This window comes from Bacillus sp. MYb78 (assembly GCF_002975115.1).
Lineage (GTDB): Bacteria > Bacillota > Bacilli > Bacillales > Bacillaceae_G > Bacillus_A > Bacillus_A cereus.
On sequence record NZ_PCOB01000055.1, the window covers coordinates 1 to 4,054 of the forward strand.

Sequence of the window (4,054 nt, forward strand, 5' to 3'; positions counted from 1 at the left end):
GACCTGTTGGACCTGTTGGACCTGTTGGACCTGTTGGACCTGTTGGACCTGTTGGTAAAGTAAATGGTGGAACCGGGGGAAGTGTAGGGCCAATTATATTTGGATCTAATGCATTAGCTTGAAGTGCCTCATTTATTTTTTTTATTTCATTTTTATCAAACACATATCTACCTCCTATGAGTATACTGTATTATAGTAATATTCACAGTTACCATACATAAGTTTCGTTTATCGTTATATAATATGTTTTCCCTTTTCTATTGTGTTCCTTAAATCGTAGTGAACCATCCACGTTTAACTTCTCATAAATATTAAAATCCCCTTCTGCATATAGGTGCAAAAGGGGATTTTTTCAAATTATTCTATTCGTTCTACAGACAGTACTCATAGATAAATAAGAAACGGTGTATATTTACCCTAACATTTATAAAGATGAAAATCAATATATAATCATCTACATATAGAACCAGATAATAATTTTTGTTCATAAAACTATTCTTTTGTAAGAAAATATTTAACATATATAGGCTTTATTTACAATTAAGCAGATTCTATTTCACGCGAATATTATTATATTAATCTAAAGTTTCTGTATTTACATTTTTTTCTTTTTGTCTCATAATTTTAATTGGGGGAGGGAGGAAAAAAATGGTTCAAATCAAAGTAACACCTGAAATGCTAGAAGAAGTTGCTAATCGTGCAAGTAATACCCGAATCGCATTAGAATCTATACATAATAATTTATGTAATGAAATAGATCAATTGTGTTTTCAATGGATTGGTGCCTCTAATCAACAGTTCATTCAAATGTTCAATGATGCGAGACCAAGAGCTTTTACATCTATCAATTCAATTATACAAGTGGAAGAAGATTTAAAACGAATTGCTGAAAAATTCCGTAATGCGGATGATCAAGATGTTACATTGGAAGAAGGCGCAATGTGTGGTAAACCTTCTTCTGAAGAAAAAGGATTTGATAGCGGCAAACTAGCTCGAGATATTGCTGGTGAATTAACTGGTGAGTATGATATTAAAAGAGTTTGGGATGGAGTTGACCCTTCTACTGGAGAAAAACTGTCAACCTGGGATAGAATTTTTGCAGGCGGAATGGCCGTAGCTGGTATTACACCATTCGGAAAACTCGCTAAAGTTGGAAAAGGTGTAAAAATGACTGCAGATGCAGCTCAAGCTACTAAAGCCGCTAAAACTGCTAGAGCTACTGAAAATTATAAAGCTCATCTTGAGAGACAGGACAAATTATTAACTAGTAATGGCGCATATCGTAAAGCTAGACGTAACGCTGGAATCCCAAACTCTACTCCACGCCAAAAACCTACTCAAATCTTTGATGGAACTAGTGAACATAGGTGGGTAGAAGAATATTCTAATATTAAGAATGAAAAAGTATATATAATTGAGCATAGAGAAGATAAAATGGGAAGGGGTTCCCATTTCCATACTGCAGATGATGAAAAAGGAAGCCCACTGGAAAAAGGAAGATATAACCAACACCCTGGACATTATCCGGAAGATTTTGAAGGATACAAGAAAAAAGGAAAAAAATAAGAAACTAAAGGTGTGAAAGATTTTGAGTAATATGAATAAAAGCCGAATCGAAATTCTAAAAATGAAAGCAAAAAGAAACGCTAGTAGAAAAGAACTAATAGACGAACTTTCTAATATTGTTACGATTTCTATGGACTCATTTATGGATGCAGAATCTAATGATTTATTTTGTAAAGAATTATTTAATACGCTAGAACAAAATTCAAACATAAAAAATTTTGGTAGCACTGATTATGAAGAAAACGGAAGACTATCAATAGCGCTGTTAAAAGAAACAGCTAAAAATATTAAATTTCCAGTTAATCAAGGGAGACTCTTTTTCTCTAAGGGTGGTAAAATTGAAGCAGTTAAGCTAAACATTGCTGAAGTATTTGATAATCTAGAAGAGTTATCAACCATATCAAGATTTCTAACTGGGTATGCGGATTTTGTATTAGTTGGTGATGATTTAGAATTCGGCGTATGTATCGAAAGAACGGAATATCATTATGAATTCAGTATGTGGGGAATAACGAAAATCTAAATTATGAAAATAATCCACCTTCAGATGATGTAAATCCAATCCTATTGGATGAAAACAATTGGCTTGTATCTAAAAATAATCAATTAGAAGGAATTAGGTTACCTGCTGCTACTTTGATTCAAATGATATAGAATGGCGTTGAAGATAGATAAAAAGGTTCTCTTAACTGAGAGCCTTTTTTCACTTGATCTCACATACACATAGGCTTTATTTGCTGTTACATAGTTAGAGTACCCTATAAAAAATAATACAGGAGTAATAAGCAATGAATATAAAAATAGTAGATATATCAGAAAAGTTATTAGATGGATATAAAGTATTAGTTCAAGTTGATAGCAGTCAATTTATCGCTGAGTGGGATGGCGATAAACCAGAAAAAAATGAAAACTATAATGTCGAAATAGATATAGATGATGAATTTATATGGAATACAAACATAGCCTTTTCAGATGAAAATGCAAATGCAATAATTCAGAATGATAAAGGCTTTAAAGTCATCGCTAAGCTAGATTATAACAGTGAGGATAACTTAGCAACACTAAATGTCTATGATAGTATAGTACTAATTGATATAGAAGGAATCGAGCAAGATATAGCAAATCAATGGGTAGAAATGCAGTGCACTTCAATTAAATTATTTAATACCAATTTATAATAGAAACCAAATACAATAACTATGGCATAGTCGTTATAATGTAGTAAGATATAGCAAAAGTAAACTTGTATAAAAAAGCCGTCCAATTAAGGGCGACTTTTTTTATACACCAAACTATTCTTTTGTTTTATTTTTTAATGTACTCGTACCACCAGTTTCTTTCATCCATCCAAGCTGTAATCTTATCAAGTTCGCCATTAGGCAGTACTTCAGTTTGTAAGTACGCTAAACCAGTTAATGGATCAGAGATAACCCTCCCTTTTGTTCCACGCTCATTCATAGCATTTACGACTTCCTGAACCAGTGAAATGCCAAACCCACCAGATTTAACATATTGATAGCCACCATTAGCAACAGATTGTTCTGTTTGTTCCTCTCCTGTAAACCAAGCTAACGGTTTACTACCAATCAATTGGTTCAAATCACACTTACCAATACCAGGTACATTACCTGTCTCTGTGTATTGCCAGATATCACATGGATAAGCTGGTCTATTCCCACCATATCGGGGAATCCATACAAAATCAGCGTTTACTTTATCCGCCTGGAACTCTTTATATGTATGATGACCAACATATAGCCCAACCTTTTTAGCACCTAATTGACGTAATTCATCAATAAAAGCTAACGTTCCAGCTAACATATTCCCCATTGTTTTCACTTCCACATCAGCTACCCAGAACAATGCATCTTTATCTCCACGGTTCCAAAAGTCACGAGCTTCTACACGTGCATCATTTTCAGAAACGAATCGACAAAATGCATAGTTACCAAAAGAAACACCACGTTTTTTCATTTCACCAACATAACTTTGATACATATGATCAACTACGTTAGAACCATCTTGTACCCTAGCAATTACTAAGTCTAATTGCAGTGCTGCTATATCCCAATTAATATTACCATTCCATTTTGAAATATCTACGATATACCCCATTATTGAACATCTCCTTCAAATAGTTTTTGTTTGATTTCTGTTACATCTTTAGAGATAGATCCAAAAGCCTTTGCTTGCTCTTCTATTACTTGTTGGTTTCTATCAATTACTTGTTGATACTTTTCTTCACGTTGCTCATTCTTTTTTTGTGTAGTAAATAGCATCCACACAAATAACGCTGCAAATGCACCTTGTTGAATGACTGAGTTGAAAATTGCATCTTCCACTGTTCTCATCTCCTCGTATGATAAAGTTAGGTTTTTTAGGAAAGGGATTTACCTATAAACCCGTGAGTATCTAGTTATATGAGATACTTATATTTGTAGATAGAGTGTTGCCGACCACCTCCTTGAATCTTTGTATTCGGTTGAAA

Annotated in this window: 7 protein-coding genes; 4 read left to right on the forward strand and 3 right to left on the reverse strand. The window is 33.6% G+C overall.

Annotation, left to right across the window (positions count from 1 at the left end):
- Positions 1-163 (reverse strand): exosporium leader peptide-containing protein (locus tag CQ064_RS34490; protein WP_142396696.1); only part of this gene is annotated, 163 nt, incomplete at its 3' end.
- 485 nt (positions 164-648) lie between these two features.
- Between CQ064_RS34490 and CQ064_RS32805 the strand changes: the two genes are divergently transcribed.
- The 4 genes from CQ064_RS32805 (at position 649) to CQ064_RS32815 (ending at position 2,744) form a co-directional block, all read left to right on the forward strand.
- Entirely contained in the window at positions 649-1,566 is a 918-nt protein-coding gene (locus CQ064_RS32805; RefSeq protein ID WP_000249941.1) for a WXG100 family type VII secretion target, read from the forward strand.
- A 22-nt stretch (positions 1,567-1,588) separates the two neighbouring features.
- Complete coding sequence (locus CQ064_RS32810) at positions 1,589-2,089, forward strand: YxiF family protein (RefSeq protein ID WP_000069067.1); 501 nt, start codon at positions 1,589-1,591, stop codon at positions 2,087-2,089.
- The gene (locus tag CQ064_RS33910) at positions 2,068-2,220 is read left to right on the forward strand and encodes a hypothetical protein (RefSeq protein ID WP_014482108.1); all 153 of its coding nucleotides are present in this window, start codon (positions 2,068-2,070) and stop codon (positions 2,218-2,220) included. The genes CQ064_RS32810 and CQ064_RS33910 overlap by 22 nt, the downstream gene beginning before the upstream one ends.
- Before the next feature lie 134 nt (positions 2,221-2,354).
- Positions 2,355-2,744 carry a hypothetical protein gene (locus CQ064_RS32815; RefSeq protein WP_001022083.1) on the forward strand — a complete coding sequence of 130 codons (390 nt, stop codon included), beginning with the start codon at positions 2,355-2,357 and terminating at the stop codon, positions 2,742-2,744.
- Positions 2,745-2,871: 127 nt separating this feature from the next.
- Here CQ064_RS32815 and CQ064_RS32820 read toward each other — a convergent pair whose 3' ends face one another.
- Together CQ064_RS32820 and CQ064_RS32825 are read right to left on the reverse strand one after the other, a co-directional pair.
- The gene (locus tag CQ064_RS32820) at positions 2,872-3,681 is read right to left on the reverse strand and encodes a GH25 family lysozyme (RefSeq protein WP_000540624.1); all 810 of its coding nucleotides are present in this window, start codon (positions 3,679-3,681) and stop codon (positions 2,872-2,874) included.
- Positions 3,681-3,917 (reverse strand): BhlA/UviB family holin-like peptide, encoded by a 237-nt coding sequence (locus tag CQ064_RS32825; RefSeq protein ID WP_001261076.1) that lies wholly within the window; start codon positions 3,915-3,917, stop codon positions 3,681-3,683. The genes CQ064_RS32820 and CQ064_RS32825 overlap by 1 nt, the downstream gene beginning before the upstream one ends.
- Between the last annotated feature and the right edge of the window lie 137 nt (positions 3,918-4,054).

Bases quoted from the DNA above. Each gene is read 5' to 3' on its own strand.
- CQ064_RS32805 (WP_000249941.1), top strand. From the start codon at position 649: ATGGTTCAAATCAAAGTAACACCTGAAATGCTAGAAGAAGTTGCTAAT.
- CQ064_RS32815 (WP_001022083.1), top strand. From the start codon at position 2,355: ATGAATATAAAAATAGTAGATATATCAGAAAAGTTATTAGATGGATAT.
- CQ064_RS32820 (WP_000540624.1), bottom strand. From the start codon at position 3,681: ATGGGGTATATCGTAGATATTTCAAAATGGAATGGTAATATTAATTGG.
- CQ064_RS32825 (WP_001261076.1), bottom strand. From the start codon at position 3,917: ATGAGAACAGTGGAAGATGCAATTTTCAACTCAGTCATTCAACAAGGT.